Here is a 16763-nt window from a genome sequence, read left to right on the forward strand (position 1 = left end):
GTACACAGACTTTCCTTTTATCTTGCAAATACTTAGGCCTTAGCGTAGGCTAAGTAGCTGTATTCATGGGGTGTCAGGGGTCGGAGGTTCGAATCCTCTCATACCGACCAAATTAAATGCTTAATTGTTAGGCTGTTTTAATTATTAAGATAAGTGACAGTTAAGTAAAAACAAAACCCCGTGGTAGCATTGCTATACGGGGTTTTGTTTTTTTATATCTTTTTTGTGGTAATGAGGACTAACGCTAATCGTTTAAGCTCGAGTGATCGACCTCATTGGTACAGTTAAGACAAAAATTCTTAACGTGAAATGACACGTTTCACATCGATATTTGCATTCGCCATTTAGCATTTAAGACATTATTGAGTAGGACATTTACCTATGCGCGCGTTTGTTTTACGAGCAAGATCAGCACCTACTGACAGTCAGTTGTTTTTGGCTTCTGTCGGCCAAGAGGCGCACACCGAGATTTTGGCTCATACACTAATGAACACTATCTTTGTGGCTCAGTCCCATCGAAACGATGTTGTCGTTTATCTAGTGTTAGAAAGTACCCATGATTTTTCCCGCACTATTTGCTTTGATACCCGAAATATTTGCCATATTGGCGGTTTTCACGAACAAGCTTTGCTGACGAAAATTGCCAAGGCCTTAGATATTTCTCGGGGCATGACGAAAGAGCAAACTCGCGTTGTGGATGAGGGCATAACTGTGAGCACCATCAGTTTTGAAAAGCTGGTGCAGGACCTCGCGGTGGATTATCAATTGTTTATGATGGATAAGAAGGGCACTTCTATCCGTGAGCAGGAGTTTGTGGGGAATCCGTGCTTTTTGCTGACCGATCATATTCCTATGCCGAAGAAAAGTTTTAATACTTTGAAACGACTTGGTGCGCAAAAGATCAGCCTTGGGCCTAAGATGCTGTTTGCTTCCCAGTGCGTGGTATTGATCCATAATGAATTGGATATCAATCAGTAGCCGCTGAGCCTTATGTCTCGCCGCTAACGCTGACGATTCTCGTGTTGCAGCTCGTATAAAGCCCCACTTTTGAGTGGGGCTTTTTTGTTTTTTAGCTACAGGTAACACCTTGGCATCGCGTTTTTAATGAGTTGCTTTAAATTGCGACACTGACACTGGCTTGGGTTTTATGAGGACTTTATCCATACAAGGATGAGAGTAATATAAGGCTTTTATATCTTCCCCTTTAAAAATGTAATCGCTTTTTGGGCTCTGCGTGACAAGGGCCATTCCGCGCGGTGGATAAGCCAAATGGTGTCTACAACTTGGCTGCCACATTCCACAACATAGATATCTTTTTGTCGTTCAAAGGCTTTGCGGGCGTATTGCGGTATAACTGTAAATCCTAGTCCTTTCGCGACAGGCTCAAGGATCAGGCTGATTTGGTTGGTAAATCCTTTACAGGGAATGTCTTGAATACCGGGATTACTTGGATATTTTCGGCTAAGTAACCGAGTTGCCATGGCCTCGCCATCGGGATGGGAGATAAACCCTAGCCGTTGTAAATCAACCCATTCATTTTGTTTGTGGCACGCAGGTACGACGAGCTCAAGCGGCTCTTCGGTGAAATGCGTGCTGTGAATGCGAGGATCGGAAGGTTTTAAGGTCACCATGCCGATTTCATGTTCATTGGCTAATACCGAGGCGACTATCTCACTGTCAGGGGCAAAACGGTGGCGAATGTTTAACGCCGGAAAGGCTTGTTGAAGTTCGATTAACAACGGAAAGAGTGTTAAACCAATGCTCCCCGGAGTGATAAGGCTAATGTCGCCGACCTCAGCATCATCATGGATCAGTTTCTGCTGTAAGCGTTTTTGCGCGCATTCGACGTCTTTAACGTAGGTCAGCAGGTTTTCGCCAATCGGAGTGATTTCAAGTTGACGGGGGCGGCGTAAAAACAGTGTGCCGTATTCCTCTTCTAAACGACTAATATGTTGGCTCACGGCCGCTTGGGTGATACCAATGGCTTCGGCAGTTCGGGTGAAGTTACCTTTCTCGACCAGAACAGCAAAAGTGTGTAACCACTGTGGATTTATCATAAGCAAACTTTATCAACTCTATAATCTGTGCGTGCTTTTAATTATGACACGATAAGGCTAGTCTGTCGTCATTCAGTATTCCATTCCTTTTTGATTCTATTTGACACAGGAAACACCCATGGCCGATCTATTTTCATCCTTCAAACTTAAAGACATTACCCTCAAAAATCGTATTGCCGTTGCGCCCATGTGCCAATATCAAGCCACGGACGGACTCATAAACGACTGGCATCAGGTGCATTATACTAGCCTTGCCCGTGGCGGAGCGGGTCTCGTTGTAGTTGAAGCCACTGCAGTTTCTCCTGAAGGACGCATTACCCCCAAATGCCTTGGACTATGGAATGACGAACAAGCCCAAGGCCTAGCTAAGGTCGCCAGCGCGATTAAAAATGCCGGCGCAGTGGCGGGGATTCAGATTGGTCATGCAGGCCGTAAAGCGAGTGCCAATATCCCGTGGGAAGGCGATGATCATATTCCCAATGGTGAAGGACAAGGCTGGCAACCGATTGCGCCGTCTGCTGTTGCTTTTGGTGCAAACTTACCTAAAGTGCCAACTGCTATGACGATTGAGGACATTGAGCGCGTTAAAGCAGACTTTGTGGCGGCGGCAAAACGGGCCTTAGCCGCAGGATTTGAATGGTTAGAGCTGCATTTCGCCCACGGTTATTTAGCCCAAAGTTTCTTTTCAACCTATGCCAATGAACGCACCGACCAATATGGTGGTAGTGCAGAAGGGCGGGGACGCTTTTTGCTCGAAACGGTTACAGCGGTAAGAGACGTTTGGCCACAGCATTTACCTTTAACGGCGCGATTTGGCGTGATTGAATTCGACCATAAAGATGAAGAAACGCTAACTGAATCAATCGCCTTGGTGAAGCAATTTAAGCAAGCTGGGCTCGATATGTTAAACGTCAGTATTTGTTTTTCAACGCCGACGGCAAATATTCCTTGGAGCCCTGCATTCTTAGCGCCTATTGCTGCGCGGGTTCGACAAGAAGTGGGTTTCCCTGTTGCGACGTCTTGGGGCATGGATAATCCACTGCACGCCAATGCCGCCATTGAAGATGAACAAATGGATTTAGTGATGATAGGTAAAGCCTTTTTAGCGAATCCACATTGGCCATATCAAGCGGCGCAAACCTTAAAGATTGCGCGCCCATCTTGGGTATTACCCGCTTCCTACGCCCATTGGTTGGAGCGCTACTCCACGGTTAAAGCCGATTGATTACGAATAGACTTGATCGTGAGAGAGTTCATTGCGAGCTAATTTTATGGTTGATTGGTTTGATTGTGACTTAGTTTTATTGTGGATTGGCGTAAGTTAAGTTCTTAATATTTAGCCCTAGTCTAAAAAGCCGTTATCTCTGGATAGCGGCTTTTTGTTTTGGGGATACGCAAACTCAGGTGGAAGGGGAATCGGTTAATCATCTTGTGATGAACTCTGATTTCTAAGCATTTCTTCTGTCGCTAGGGGAATAAAAAAGCCCCAATCCGCAGGGAGTGGGGCTTCTTCAAGCAGAGGATTGAGATTAGTGATTATAGAAACGTCGACCTTCGCGCATCACTTCAATCAACTCAGGCGCACTCATTTTCTTATTGAGCCTATGTTCATAGTTTTCATCGTAAATACGGTATTTGCCGTGGCGGTCAATCACTGTCACTTCCGCTTCTTGATAGATAGCAAAAATACGGCTATCACCTATATAGATCCACGTTTCTTTGTCAGGTTGTAATAGGCTGCGGCCAGCGCTGTAATCTGTCGTGTTATTGGTGCAACCTAGCACGTGGGTCATTAAAGTCGGCGCAATGCCGTAATGGCTGGTGCGGTATTTGACCTTAGAAGCACCCGTATTCGGCCAGTGGATCACTAATGGCACTTTGACACTCTGTGGTGACAGGTTTCGATTAGCTTCATCACTATTGCTGGTGAACATTTTGCCATTGACCCCAGTGATAATCACTAAGGTGTCGTTGGACACATTGGCCAGCATTGCCTTGAGTTGTTGATCGACAAAATACAGAGATTGGCGATATTGATTAAACAGTACTTTTTGCGCTGGCATCAGGTCGGTATTGGCTTTCACTGTTTCGATACCCAGAAAACCCACGGGAGTATCAAAATTTTCTGGCGCTTTTAAGTTAACGAGCGCAAACCAAGGTTTATTTTGGATGCTGTGCCACTCGTTAAAACTGGCCACTGTGTGCAAATCGGCATCGGCGCTGCCATTGGTTTCTTTGGCAATCACAGGATTAAAGTCATTAAACATTGCCTGTGAAGAACGCAAATTAAGATTGGTTTCAGGCAGGAAAAGCCCCAGTTCATAACCCGCTTGCTGGAAGCTTCTGGTCATTAGCGGACTGGTGCTATTAAAAATTCGCGCATCGCCATAACTGCCTTGCAGGCCGTAGAGTAGCGAAAACATGCCCGTTCTAAATTGGTTGCCGCCGCTGAAATGCTGGGTAAAAGATTGATTATTTTCAGTGTATTGGTGTAGGAACGGCATGCTTTTACCATCGACCATATCCGCCCGCAAACTGTCGATGGTAATCATCAACACGTTGATGTTCGTGTCGGCTTGGCAGGTGAGTGGCTGCTCTGGATAACTGAGTACACTGGTGTTGTGATTGACGTCATCGCCTTGGTATGAACCATCGATACCGTGACTTTCCATAAAGGAGCGAGCAGTCGCGGGATAAGATAAAGGATAAGTATCGTCGAAACGGGTAATTTCGGTGATATCAGCGGCATCGGCCCAAATGTGGATCAAGTGGCTGCTGATAAAACAGATACACACTAAGGTGATAACTTTATTGCCTAAATTGAGTTTTTGGATTTTCTCTATGCGTTTCCACAAAAAGTTCGCCATGGTCAGTTCAATGGCGATGATGGCCAACGGGGTGACGATATAAGAAGTACCACGGAGCAGGGCATTGAGATCCGCCCAAGCTAAATCGAAGGCGAAGGGGCTCAAGTGCATGCCGTAATCGGCGTAAACAATGGTATCGTACAATAAGATACAAAGACTTAAGGTCGCGATCACCGCCGCGACACCTCTTAATATCTTTGAATAGGGCAATATCAAGGTTAGTGGAAATAGGCAGATCAAATAGGCGATAAAGGCGAGAAAGCTAAACTGACCAATAGTGCTGACGCTCAGATAAAACCAGCCATACCAAGTTTCTGGATAACCCACGCTGCCAAGGTATCGGCTTCCGACTATCATGGCTAATAAGCCATTGAAGAAGGCGAACCAATGCCCCCAGTTGATGAGCCGGGAAACCCGATCGCGGCTCATTTGCTTTTTTCGCTCGACCATAGTGATCCGCTTATTCCTAAAAGGCCTTGTATCTTATATTCTTTTGATGATTATTACCCAGTTAACTTACTGGGATTTAACCGATTGTGCGAGTGCTTTTGCAAATTGTTCGGCCACGGCTTGGCGCGATTCGCTTGGCACTTTACGTTCTAGCAGGTTTGTCACGCAGTTACCCAATGCCATCAGGCTCAGGTCAGTCGGTGCTTTATGCTTTTCTAACACAGCCAATATTTCGGCGATTAATGATTCAACTTGGGTGTTTGAGTATTTCGATTGGATTGCCATAATCAAAAAATGTTTCACTTTGGAATGGATTAGCGGCATATAATAGCGGATTTATCCCAGTATCACTATCAGGGCTTATGAGTATTAACATCGAACACGCAATTATTCACGAGATTTCTCAGGACAGTCAGGGGCAATTACGCTGCCGTTTGCGTCCTCAACCTCTGCTGAACGGTCAGGCGGTCGAGGTGATGCTCGACGAGTTACACCAGACTTATACGGGAAAGGCCGGTAAAGGTTTTGGCTATTTTGGGATTCATGGCGACGACGGTGAGGCCAATCCTGCTTTTGCCAATGCGCTAACTCAATACCGTAGCGGCGATTTAGGATTTGTGGAATTTTCTGGCCAAGCCAGTAAATTACTGCAAGAAGAATTGTCGAAGTACGATTTCAGCCAAGGCGGTTTTTTGCTGATGTCTTGCTACACCAGCATCACCAGCGATTATCTGTTTGTCGCCTTATTAAATGCTAAGTCATCGATGACTGTGCTAGACGATATGGAACTGTCGCAAAATAATCATTTGGATTTAAACAATATCCAACTGGCGGCACGTATCGATTTAACCGAGTGGCAAGCCGATAAAGACTCGCGTAAATATATTTCCTTTATCCGTGGCCGTGCGGGACGCAAAGTCGCTGACTTTTTCCTCGACTTTATGGGCTGCGTCGAAGGCGTTAACACTAAGGCGCAAAACAAAACCTTAATGAATGCGGTTGAAGATTTTGTTGCCAGCAGTGAGCTGACGAAAGACGAGCGTCAGCAGTGCCGCAATAAAGTGTTTGAATATTGCAGTGAGCGCTTCGATGAAGGCGCTGACATTGAGATCAAAGACTTGGCCGATGAGTTAGCCGACCAAGGTATGGATTCTTTCTACGATTTTGCCCGTGGCGGCAGTTATGATCTCGATGAAGAGTTTCCTGCCGATAAATCGACCCTGCGCCAATTGAAGAAGTTTTCAGGTACTGGCGGCGGCGTAACCTTAAGTTTTGATGGCGGCCACTTAGGTCAACGGGTGATTTACGATCCCATCTCGGACACGATTTTAATCAAAGGTGTACCTGCAAACTTAAAAGATCAGCTCGACCGTCGTCTTAAAGGCGAATAAGCCACGATAAACCTGTTGGTTTAATCAAGGTAACGAACGTGAAAAGGCCGAGAGTGTTTACTCTTGGCCTTTTTGTTGGGTCTGACCCGTCCTAAATAGCGTTGTCGATTTAGTGATTGTTACTACTTTAATGACTCACTGCTAACTGGCTTGCTACTCATTGGATCATGGCTAAAAGGCACTGGTCGCGGTGTGTTCTTGTTGGATGGTGGCAAAATCGGCAAGGTGATCTGAGGTTGATCTCCCGTCAACGAGACGAGAAAGGCGACCATCTCTAGATTTTCTTTGTCCGACAGTTTTTGGCCTAATTGAATATCGGCCATAGTGTTCACCGCTTCTTCTAAGGTCCAGACACTGCCGTCGTGGAAGTAGGGATAGGTGAGTTCAATATTGCGCAGTGTCGGCACTTTAAAGACAAACTTATCGGCTTCTTTACCTGTGACTGCGATACGACCTTCGGCGGGATTATTGGTGTGGAAAGGTTTAATCAATCCCATCTTCATATACATAGTGCCACCGACGGCTGGACCGTTATGGCAGCTTACACACCCTTTGCTCTTAAAGAGTTGGTAACCCGCTTTGGCATCCACACTGATCGCATCTTGCTTGCCCAATAAATATTGATCGAACGGACTATTTGGCGTGACTAAGGTTTTTTCAAAGGTGGAAATCGCATCGGTTAAGCGATCAATCGTGACGTTTTCATCGCCATAGACTTTGGCAAAATGCGCCCGATAGGCAGGCATAGAGGCAATAGTTTGTGTCGCGAGTGCATGGCTATAGCCCATTTCCTTCGGATTCTCGATAGGGCCAGCGGCTTGCGCTTGTAAATCACTGGCGCGGCCATCCCAAAATTGCGCCAGCATATAATTGGCATTGAGCACTGTGGGCGAGTTAATCGGGCCTTGTTGCCAATTATGGCCAACAGAGCTTGGTAGGGCATCGACTCCGCCAGTGGCTAAATTGTGGCAAGAGTTACAGGAGATGTAGCCCGATTTGGATAGTCTTGGTTCGAAGAACAGCATTTTACCGAGTTCAACTTTCTCCGGTTCGGTGACTTTCACCGCTTTTATCACTTCGATGGGTTCAGCACTGATGGCATGGGCACTGGCGAAAATACCCGCAATGAAAATAGCAATAGATGTGAGTTTGGTCATCTTGTTTTCCCTGTATAACCTTAATTAAATTGTGGTTTACAAAGGGATGGTAGAGGTTAATGTTAATAATTGATAACACCTTGTTTCGATTGGGTCTATCGCTGTTGCGGATTAAGCTTTTGCGATCTCATTCGCTGTTTTGACTGTGTTATTTTGCTAGGTTGAATCCTGTTTCGGTTAGGGTTTTATCTGTTAATCGGCAAGGTCGATGCATAGTGACTTTTTTGTCTATCAATATCTGATGATTACCCTTTTTTCTCGATTAACATATCGCACGATTAGAGTATTGATAAACCCAAACAAGCAAAATCCTGGACGCGGGCGTGTTAAGGCGTGGGATATTGGCAGCGTTAGCGTTGAAAATGGTGGACTCATTTTTGGGCAAATGCACTTTTTGTTAGAGTTAATGCAATACTTGGCTTGAGTGCGGGGCAAAAGTTTTAATGCGTTTTAATACACTGTGGGGTCTTAATAAAACGGGATCCCAATACAGCTCTGGGTTGAATACTACTCTGGGGTCGAAGAAGCTCTGGCCTTGAATGTTTATCTGAGTTTGAGCCTAGAAAGGGGTACTAAACTAAGCATTAAGTATCATTGCTGGATTTTTGCGTACCTGATACAAAAATAGAGACTCAACCTAATACAAATTTGCGGCAGAGCTGATTCATTTGTCGCGACAAGCGGCGGAATTGATTAGAATCTCCATTCATGTTGAGTTTACTCGTTTTGGGTACTCAAGTTAGCACGCTCGGCCATCGCTAAGTGGTGCTTTCAAATTAAGTAGGTGGACTGTTTTTCTGCCGAGGAGCGTTAATGCAACTGTTTGTCAAAGATTTAACTGTGATCGATTTTTCCTATTTGTGCCCAAAGCGCGGCATGGTGGGAGAGAGTTGGATTGTCGATGTTCTGCTTGAGGGCGGATTAGACGAGCAAAACATGGTGCTCGATTTTGCTAAGGTGAAACGCACCATCAAGCAGACCATAGATGCGGTGGCCGATCATCGTTTACTTGTGCCTACGGCGTGCAGCAGTGTGCGTTGGCAGCAACAGGGCGATAGAGTGTGGATGGATTTTGATAGCCAGTTAGGTGAAATCCATTTGGCCTGTCCTTCCCAAGCCTTTGCCTTAGTACCGACCGAACAAATTGATATTCCAAGCGTGAATGCCTTTTTACAGAAAGCGTTACGCGAAGCCTTACCTAAGAATGTCGAAGGGATCACGCTCACTTTGAGACATGAAATCCTCGATACGCCTTATTATCATTACAGCCATGGTTTACGTAAACATGATGGTAATTGCCAGCGTATCGCCCATGGACATCGTAGCCCAATTCATGTGTTTGAAAATGGCAGCCCAGCACCAAAGTGGGATGAGTATTGGGCCAAGCGCTGGCACGATATTTATTTAGGCAGTGAAGAGGATTTGGTTTCTGTTGAAACCCTCAATCTATCGTCGCAAACGCGGATCACCGACGACAGCCATTATGGTTTTCACTATCAAGCGCCCCAAGGGGATTTCCAATTGGCGATGCCAAAGGAAGGCTGTGATTTAATTCCCCACGACACGACGGTTGAATTGTTAGCCGACTATATTGCCACGACACTCGTCGCTAAAGTGCCTGGTAGTCAGTTTAAAGTGGTGGCATTTGAAGGTGTGGGTAAAGGCGCGATTGTGTCTAAGGGATAAGCGCTAAGTTTGGGTAAATAGAGTCGAGTAAATATAAATTACTTGCTGAAAGAGCCTCGGCAGATTGTCGGGGCTTTTTTGTGTCTTCATAACCTTAGATAAAGCGTGATTGCTATTGTATGCAATACATCATTAGCTATTTAGGCCGCTGTAGATCGATTTTTATGGCGGGTTAGGTTAACGTGGCACACATGTTTAATTGGTAGTGTTTAGCGATTCAGTGTTAGCGATGAGTCAGTGATGTGCTGGTGATGCGTTAGTGTCGTGCAGAACGCATTCATTTGGCATTGCCCTGAGTTGACCATCGATAAGGATTTTTGTGAAGATGTCCAAGAGTAGAATATTAGGAACTCAGATTTTGGAAACTATTGGTTTTGGAAACGTTTCGGGAAGAAATAAGATGTTGGGAAATCGTTTAACGGCATGGTTAACCTTGGGCTTAGTGCTTATGGCGCCTCAGGTACAAGCAGCGGTAAGTTTGCAAGGCAAGCTAGAGCAAGGCGCATTAATGCGTGGTCAAGCGCCAGCGGGCACTCAGATTAGTTTAAATGGTGCTGCCATTAAGGTCACGCCCGACGGTCATTTTGCCTTTGGTTTTGATCGCGATGGCGAACTGAGTCAGCAGTTAACCTTGGTTTATCCCGATGGTTTGACTGAGGTTAAGCCTTTAACTTTGGCCAAGCGTGAGTACAACATTCAAAGTGTGAAGGGCATTAGCTCGAAGATTATGAAGCCCGATCCTGTCGCGCAGGAAAGAGCAGCGAAAGACACGGCGCAGGTCAAAGCGGCACGGGCAACATTTAGCGAGCAAACGGCCTTTTTACAAGAGTTTATTTGGCCGCTGACGGGGCGTATTTCAGGGGTTTATGGAAGCCAACGTATTTATAACGACGTGCCCGGTAATCCGCACTTTGGCGTGGATGTGGCGGCGAAAACTGGCACTGTAGTGGTGGCGCCCGCCGATGGTGTGATAAGCCTGTCTGTGCCCGACATGTTTTATTCGGGTGGGACTATGGTGATCGATCATGGTTACGGCGTGAGTTCAAGCTTTTTGCACTTGAGTAAGCTGTACGTCAACGCGGGTGAAGTGGTTAAGCAAGGTCAAGCCGTGGCTGAGGTGGGCGCAACAGGCCGTGCTAATGGCCCGCACTTAGATTGGCGAGTGAACTGGTATCAAATGCGCCTCGATCCCACGACCATAGTGCCACCCATGGCAACTGTGCTGGCGAATGAGAAAGCTAACAAAGCGGCTAAAAAGGGCTAGGTACGATATACAGTTCATGCTCACTAAAATGGCGCAATGATGCGCCATTTTTTATGATTCTTATCCTTAGCACTCAGTGAGTTGGATTTTTCTAGACTCGTTTGAACTGTCCGCTTGCAGATAATGAGTTTCAATCGATTAGCTTAAAAAGATTACTTCAACAATGGATGATCGGCGGGTAGCTGGCGGGTGATCCACAAAATCAGTTTGTGTTTCATGTTTGGCCCATCTTCTTTATCTTTGGCCAGTGGCTGGATCAAGTTGTCTGTGACCAATAAACGGTAAATACATTCCACTTTGTCTTTGGGCGAGATGCCCTTGTCGAAGTCCGCATATCCGCGTTTTTTGGCATATCCAACACCGATTTCCATGGCGAACTTCAATATTTGCGCTTCGTTCTTGTGTGGCTTCATTGGCGATCCTCTGTTTGCACATCGAATCCATTAAGTGGACTCGATAATGTGTGCCTGATGGCATCTGCGAGTTATACATCCTAAGTTACGCTAAATATGCTGTTTTCTAGATTTAATTTTGGCAATTTTTGACAAAACCACCAAAAAACGGACCTAAAAATAATCTGAACACTGAGTCTGATTAAATAGTCATCAACTCAGGTCATCACTTAGGCATTCTTGTGGTTTTTAACTAAGTTTTTAACTAAGTTTTTAACTAAGTTTTTAATTCAGATTTTAACTCAGGTATTCGCTAAGGCGAGTGCGGCAAGTGCCAATGGAAATCTAAGCTCAGTTTCTCTTCTTTCAGATTTTAAGCTCGCCTAAAATATTTCCAGCTACGTTTGCTCGCTGGCGATCACCGCTTTTATGCCATGGGGATGCACTTTAATGCACACATCATCGCGTTTAAAGGCGATAGTCGGATTGGCTAAACGCTCTTTATCCCCTTTGGGCGAGCTCATCTTAATTTTTATCCCAGCAAGGGATGCTAAGCCTTGTGAACTCAAGTCTGGTGAGCTTGACAGAACTGGCTCAGCAGCCTGTTCAGATGGCAGTAAAGCGCTGAGTTTGGGACACAGGGCGAGCAAATCTTGGCTCAGGGTATCGCACTCTGTTGCTTTTGAATCAATGACTAGCTCTATGTGTTCCCAGCCTTCCTGCGGATAGACTTTGTCGCTGGGGTAGGGAAGTTCAACACAGGCAATGCTGAATTGACCGAGCGTGAGTGGGGTATCCAGTTCGATAATCAGAATCGTACGGCCATTGATGATATTGTCTGAAATGATCTTACCGACGCAGCTAAAGGCATCGCGCAGGGCATCGGCACTGGCGATGGAATTGACACGCAGCGCGACATGATCGCAAACCAGTGCTTTATCCGCTAAGTCTAAGGTTTCAAGTAAGGCTAAAATCTGTGCTTCGAAGGCGGGCCAGCTTTGGGTTAATTGCTCATAGCTGATGTTTGTGCTCTGCGGCGTGGCAGCTTCATTGGATGATGACATAAAGACTCCAAGTTATTTATTATTGCCGTAAGTTTTTATCCCTTACACAAAATAACGGGGATAGTACAGCTAACGATATGATGTAAATGGTTAAATAAAAACGCCCATTAAGCTGGGCGTGTTTGATATCGTGCAATTATCTATTTGGCGTGTCGCCATCGGGAAGTTGGCTAAAGTTACGGCCAAATCTCAATCGGTGTTCCTTCATCGACAACTTTCCACACTTCATCCATTTCGGCGTTGGTTATCGCGATACAGCCGTCGGTCCAGTTGTATTGCTGGGCTTGTTCTGGCGGCAGCGGCGACTTAGGGTTCTGACCGTGGATCATGATCATGCCACCGGGTCTAATGCCTAAAGCTTTGGCTCTGAGTTTATCTTCTTCGTTGGGATAGGAAATATGGATCGATTTATAATAGGCACTGTCGGGCTTTTTATAATCTAAGGTATAACGCCCCTGTGGTGTGCGTTGATCGCCTTCCTTTAATTTGTGTCCTGCGGGCAAGTCACCCATAGCAATGCGATATTGTTTGAGTATTTTGCCATCGCGCAATAAAGCCATACTGGATTCGGATTTTGTGATCACCACAAGATCCACTTTACCCATGCCAGAGGCATGTAATACGGGTGAAACGAGTGCCGCGATAGTCACAGTGAGGGAGGTCAATGTGGAAAGTAGGGTGGCGCGCATGAAGTCCTCGAAAATTAACACTAGTTGTTGGCTTTTTTCGGCATCATACCGCAATTTTATCCTGCTGTGAGTAGATAATTTTGAGCTGAGTGCAATTGCATGGCAGACTCGTGGGATATTTATGGTGTAATCCCAGTGTTACTTAGTTTGTTGCAAGGAAGTCAAAGTTTGTATGTCTGAAAATATCGAATCCGAAAGCCCATTAAAACGTCAATTACGTACCATTATTTTTGGCACTGATACCCCCGCTGGCCGCTATTTTGATATCGCCTTAATGGTGTGCATTGTGCTGAGTGTCGGTTTGGTGTTCCTCGATACGGTAGAAATGTTCCATCGTGAATATGGGCAGATTATTCGCGTCTTGGAATGGGTCTTTACTGTCATTTTTACCATTGAATATGGTCTACGTTTGTACTGTGCGACTCATCCTGTGTTATATGCCCGCAGTTTTTATGGCGTCGTCGATTTATTATCGGTATTGCCAAGTTATCTGGCGTTACTGATCCCTGGCACCAACTTTACCTTAGTCATCCGGATACTGAGGTTATTTAGGATTTTCCGCGTACTCAAATTACTGCGTTATTTGAGTGAAGGAAATGTGCTGCTTAGGGCGATGATGCAGTCGAGCCGTAAGGTATTTTTGTTTTTCTTCTCGGTCAGTTTGATCGTTATGGTGCTCAGTGCGGTAATGTATGTGGTTGAAGGGCCTGATAATGGTTTTAGTTCAATTCCTAAATCTGTCTACTGGACGATTGTGACGATTACCACTGTCGGTTATGGCGACATCACCCCGAAAACGGGATTAGGACAGGCGATTGCGGCTTTTACTATGCTGATTGGTTACTCAATTATCGCGATCCCAACTGGGATTTTAACTGCGGAAATCTCCCAAGAAGTAGGGCGTCATCGAGATTTACGCTCGTGCAATCAATGCCATAAAACCGGTCACGATCTTGATGCCATGTACTGTAGCCGTTGCGGATGCGAGTTAGATAGTCTAGATACCCCCGTTGAAAAAGGCGCTTAGTTATTGCGTTGGCTGACACTTATTATTTTTGCAGGTAAAACACACGTATGACGCAAGCCAAGTTTGTTGAAGGCCCCATATTACGCCACATCTTAGTGATGAGTTCGACCGCCGCGGTGGGGATTTCTGCCTTATTTGTGGTGGATTTACTGGATATTTTTTTCCTGAGCTTATTGGGGGAGCATGAGCTTGCTGCGGCTGTGGGTTATGCGGGCAGTATCTCCTTTTTCACTACGTCCATTGGGATAGGCTTATCAATTGCTTTAGGCGCTTTAGTGTCTCGCTCGATTGGCGCAAAAGATGTGGTGCTGGCAAAGCGGTTATTGCTCAATAGCGCAGTGGTGACAACGCTGATTAGCGTGCTGGTGGCCGCCGTGGTCACTACCTTCATCCCTGAGTTGGTTGCCTTAGTGGGCGCAAGTGGCCATACGGCTGAGCTTGCGGCCAGCTACTTGTATATCTTAGTGCCTTCCTTGCCCTTTATTTGTCTTGCGATGGCGCTCGGCGGGGCTTTGCGCGCCGTGGGTGATGCAAAGTTATCCATGATGTCGACCTTAGCGGGCGGCGGAGTCAATGCGGTGCTCGACCCGATTTTTATCTTCATGTTCGCCATGGGGATAGAAGGCGCAGCATTGGCATCAGTCTTAGCGCGGGTGGCGGTATTTTTAATTGCTGGCCGCGGCGTTGTGGTGAAGCATAAGTTGTTAGGTCATTTCGATAAGGCGCATTTTGTCGCCGATCTAAAACCCATTTTTGCCATTGCGGGCCCTGCGATGTTAACCAATGTGGCGACGCCTATCGGTAATGCCTTTGTGACCCGAGCCATTGCCGATTTCGGTGACGCTTATGTGGCTGGCTGGGCGGTATTAGGGCGCTTAATCCCAGTGACCTTTGGGATGATCTTTGCGCTCTCGGGCGCGATTGGCCCTATTGTTGGGCAAAACTTTGGTGCGGGGCAGTTTGACCGAGTGCGCGAGAGTTTAACCCGCGCCATCCAGTTTTGTACTGTGTATGTGTTGGTGATGTCTCTGTTGCTGTTTGTGCTTAAGTCGCATTTGGTCAATGTGTTTGATATGAAGGGCGACAGCGCCGACCTTATCCACTTCTTCTGCAGTTATATAGCGGTATTCTTTATCTTTTCGGGGATTTTATTTGTGGCAAATGCGTCCTTTAATAACCTCGGCAAGGCTAAATATTCCACCCTGTTTAACGTCGGTAAAGCCACATTAGGCACAGTGCCTTTTGTGTATTTTGGTGCACTCTGGGGCGGAGTTTACGGCGTATTGATTGGGCAAATATTCGGGTCTATTTTGTTTGGCACCTTAGGTGTGTGGGTTGCTTATCGTTTAGTGGATAAAGTGGCGGCGCAGGCCCAGTTCTCCTCGATGGCGAATGTCGGTGGCGTCAATGCCGCTCCCCACAATGTTGCGCTGACTGAGGAAGAAGAAATCGCTAACTGTGTGGCGGAGAACTTGCCGAGCGCGACTAATCCGCTTTCATCCTCCTGCGTGCAGATGGCGCAATTAACCGAGGAGCAAGAGAGTGAGTCGGTATTGCCGATAACGTATTTGGAAGAAGGTAAAAAGCCGAACTGACTTTAGAGGCTATGTGGTTTGCCAAAGCCGGCTGAATACAGAAAAACAAAATGCCACAAGATTGCTTGTGGCATTTTTGTTTGAAGCGGCGTTTGCAGTTAATCTAGTCGGGTTAACAATGCACAACAATACGCCGCTAGAAAGCGTTATTCTGCGGTACGCCTATTCTTCAGTACTGCTTATTCTTCAATGCTTGGCGCGTCTTGTTGGCCTTCGACTTGTTCAGTCGTGGCTTCTAATGCCGCCATTTTTGCGCGATCGGCCTTAGAGATGTAACCTGATTTCGCTGGTGAGCCGATAGTCACGGGATCGACTTTATTCAGTCTGGCCTTAGCGCGTTTAGCTATTTTCTTGATGATCTTTTGTTTCTTGTTCATGACGTCTCTAATTTCGTTTCGCACCCGCTATGCGCAGGAATATGAGGCCAAGGGCTCAATTGAGGGCGGATTCTAACTCAATCTGAGCTAACTGACTATGTTTTGCTGAATTGTTTTACTGAAAACTGTCGAAAAGAACTGCAACTTTTTGTCGACTAATTTGGCGGTCAATTTGGTAATAGCCCGTTTTCACGTGAGTTTGACTCAAAGGGCTGTACAGGGATGAGTGCAATCGATGTCGAGTATTTTGCGCTATATGCTGTCAGTTGGCGTTAAAAGCCATTATATTGCCCCGGATTATTAGTGCAATAAACTGACGCCAATGTCATTTTTATTGCTCCTGTACTACCCGAGGATAAGCTGTGTTACTCACTAAAATCACTTTTTTCGAGCGTTTTGAACACGATATCTTAAGTGGCACGAAGACCATTACCCTGCGCGATGAAGCCGAATCCCATGTGATAACGGGGCAAATTCTGCCTGTGTCCACCTTCGAAACTGACCGCTGGTTTTGTGATATCCAGATTATCGATGTCACGCCAGTAAAGTTAACTGAGCTCACCGAGATGCATGCCAAACAAGAGAATATGACTCTGCCACAGCTACGCGATGTGATTGCAGAGATTTATCCCGGCCTTGAGCAATTGTTTATGATCCGCTTTAGGATTTTGTCGCAGTAATCTGTCACAGTAAAATGTGCAGTGAGAAATTCTCGCTAAATGCGTAAATAAAAAAGGCTGCGCTGCA

At 46.0% G+C, this 16763-nt stretch carries 16 protein-coding genes; 8 read left to right on the forward strand and 8 right to left on the reverse strand.

Translation table 11 applies throughout. The annotated features are described in order from the left end of the window. The first annotated feature begins 381 nt into the window (after nucleotides 1-381). Complete coding sequence (gene trmY / locus OX890_RS10715) at nucleotides 382-978, forward strand: tRNA (pseudouridine(54)-N(1))-methyltransferase TrmY (protein WP_006086220.1); 597 nt, start codon at nucleotides 382-384, stop codon at nucleotides 976-978. 212 nt (nucleotides 979-1190) lie between these two features. Here trmY and OX890_RS10720 read toward each other — a convergent pair whose 3' ends face one another. Then, complete coding sequence (locus OX890_RS10720) at nucleotides 1191-2057, reverse strand: LysR family transcriptional regulator (RefSeq protein WP_063884048.1); 867 nt, start codon at nucleotides 2055-2057, stop codon at nucleotides 1191-1193. A gap of 118 nt (nucleotides 2058-2175) precedes the next feature. Between OX890_RS10720 and OX890_RS10725 the strand changes: the two genes are divergently transcribed. Next, entirely contained in the window at nucleotides 2176-3282 is a 1107-nt protein-coding gene (locus OX890_RS10725) for an NADH:flavin oxidoreductase/NADH oxidase (protein ID WP_063884047.1), read from the forward strand. Between the two features lie 304 nt (nucleotides 3283-3586). Here the strand turns inward: OX890_RS10725 and OX890_RS10730 are convergent, their stop codons facing one another. Together OX890_RS10730 and OX890_RS10735 are read right to left on the reverse strand one after the other, a co-directional pair. Continuing rightward, nucleotides 3587-5374, reverse strand: coding sequence for a DUF3413 domain-containing protein (locus OX890_RS10730; RefSeq protein ID WP_268649198.1), 1788 nt, complete (start codon nucleotides 5372-5374; stop codon nucleotides 3587-3589). A 66-nt stretch (nucleotides 5375-5440) separates the two neighbouring features. Then, on the reverse strand, nucleotides 5441-5659 hold the full coding sequence (locus tag OX890_RS10735; protein ID WP_011847036.1) for a YejL family protein: 219 nt from the start codon (nucleotides 5657-5659) through the stop codon (nucleotides 5441-5443). Between the two features lie 77 nt (nucleotides 5660-5736). On the opposite strand from OX890_RS10735, the gene yejK reads away from it, so the two are divergent. Beyond that, nucleotides 5737-6765, forward strand: coding sequence for a nucleoid-associated protein YejK (gene yejK / locus OX890_RS10740; RefSeq protein WP_126491755.1), 1029 nt, complete (start codon nucleotides 5737-5739; stop codon nucleotides 6763-6765). Nucleotides 6766-6887: 122 nt separating this feature from the next. On the opposite strand, the gene OX890_RS10745 is transcribed toward yejK, so the two are convergent. After that, nucleotides 6888-7922, reverse strand: a complete 1035-nt coding sequence (locus tag OX890_RS10745) for a cytochrome-c peroxidase (RefSeq protein ID WP_126491756.1) — start codon at nucleotides 7920-7922, stop codon at nucleotides 6888-6890. An 813-nt stretch (nucleotides 7923-8735) separates the two neighbouring features. On the opposite strand from OX890_RS10745, the gene OX890_RS10750 reads away from it, so the two are divergent. Both OX890_RS10750 and OX890_RS10755 read left to right on the forward strand, forming a co-directional pair. After that, a complete protein-coding gene (locus tag OX890_RS10750) occupies nucleotides 8736-9608 on the forward strand; it encodes a 6-carboxytetrahydropterin synthase (RefSeq protein WP_126491757.1) in 873 nt (290 codons plus the stop codon). A 400-nt stretch (nucleotides 9609-10008) separates the two neighbouring features. Then, nucleotides 10009-10872, forward strand: coding sequence for a M23 family metallopeptidase (locus OX890_RS10755; RefSeq protein WP_126491758.1), 864 nt, complete (start codon nucleotides 10009-10011; stop codon nucleotides 10870-10872). Nucleotides 10873-11024: 152 nt separating this feature from the next. On the opposite strand, the gene OX890_RS10760 is transcribed toward OX890_RS10755, so the two are convergent. The 3 genes from OX890_RS10760 to OX890_RS10770 form a co-directional block, all read right to left on the reverse strand. Next, nucleotides 11025-11285: a DUF5062 family protein gene (locus OX890_RS10760; protein ID WP_006081993.1), complete on the reverse strand. Its 261-nt coding sequence runs from the start codon at nucleotides 11283-11285 to the stop codon at nucleotides 11025-11027. A 377-nt stretch (nucleotides 11286-11662) separates the two neighbouring features. Next, nucleotides 11663-12328 (reverse strand): VOC family protein, encoded by a 666-nt coding sequence (locus OX890_RS10765; protein ID WP_126491759.1) that lies wholly within the window; start codon nucleotides 12326-12328, stop codon nucleotides 11663-11665. A gap of 176 nt (nucleotides 12329-12504) precedes the next feature. Beyond that, nucleotides 12505-13017: a L,D-transpeptidase family protein gene (locus OX890_RS10770; RefSeq protein ID WP_049765989.1), complete on the reverse strand. Its 513-nt coding sequence runs from the start codon at nucleotides 13015-13017 to the stop codon at nucleotides 12505-12507. Nucleotides 13018-13189: 172 nt separating this feature from the next. Between OX890_RS10770 and OX890_RS10775 the strand changes: the two genes are divergently transcribed. Both OX890_RS10775 and OX890_RS10780 read left to right on the forward strand, forming a co-directional pair. Next, on the forward strand, nucleotides 13190-14044 hold the full coding sequence (locus tag OX890_RS10775; RefSeq protein WP_126491760.1) for an ion transporter: 855 nt from the start codon (nucleotides 13190-13192) through the stop codon (nucleotides 14042-14044). 47 nt (nucleotides 14045-14091) lie between these two features. Next, nucleotides 14092-15639, forward strand: a complete 1548-nt coding sequence (locus OX890_RS10780) for an MATE family efflux transporter (RefSeq protein WP_126491761.1) — start codon at nucleotides 14092-14094, stop codon at nucleotides 15637-15639. 179 nt (nucleotides 15640-15818) lie between these two features. Here OX890_RS10780 and OX890_RS10785 read toward each other — a convergent pair whose 3' ends face one another. Beyond that, the gene (locus OX890_RS10785; RefSeq protein ID WP_011847029.1) at nucleotides 15819-16016 is read right to left on the reverse strand and encodes a DUF2986 domain-containing protein; all 198 of its coding nucleotides are present in this window, start codon (nucleotides 16014-16016) and stop codon (nucleotides 15819-15821) included. Nucleotides 16017-16378: 362 nt separating this feature from the next. Here OX890_RS10785 and yqfB point away from each other — a divergent pair, with 362 nt between their 5' ends. Then, nucleotides 16379-16696, forward strand: a complete 318-nt coding sequence (gene yqfB / locus OX890_RS10790; RefSeq protein WP_126491762.1) for a N(4)-acetylcytidine aminohydrolase — start codon at nucleotides 16379-16381, stop codon at nucleotides 16694-16696. The last annotated feature ends 67 nt before the right edge of the window (nucleotides 16697-16763 follow it).

It is taken from the genome of Shewanella sp. DAU305, assembly GCF_026802235.1.
Lineage (GTDB): Bacteria > Pseudomonadota > Gammaproteobacteria > Enterobacterales > Shewanellaceae > Shewanella > Shewanella baltica.